1 protein-coding gene is annotated in these 219 nt (G+C 49.3%); it reads right to left on the bottom strand.

The window, feature by feature from the left end; translation table 11 throughout:
* The coding region (locus V6252_RS13280) for a CrcB family protein (protein WP_341610752.1) at positions 1-219 on the bottom strand (219 nt) is incomplete at both ends.

Here is a 219-nt window from a genome sequence, read left to right as displayed (position 1 = left end):
CGTCATGAATAAAGCCAAATACCTCTGCACTAATCGTACTAAAAGTCGTCAATCCGCCCAAAAAACCAGTTATCACAAACACGCGAACATGATCAGATAAGTTGCTACCCATGCGCTCAAACCATACTAGCGCGAGCCCAATCAGCAGCCCACCTAAGATATTGGCGCTCAGCGTTCCGAGTGGCACCCAGCCGTGCGAGGCATTAAAACGCGATAACC

It is taken from the genome of Psychrobacter proteolyticus (assembly GCF_038155145.1).
In the GTDB taxonomy this organism is placed as follows: domain Bacteria; phylum Pseudomonadota; class Gammaproteobacteria; order Pseudomonadales; family Moraxellaceae; genus Psychrobacter; species Psychrobacter proteolyticus_B.
Note: the sequence above shows the minus strand (reverse complement) of the source record. Positions and strands in the feature narration are given on the sequence as shown.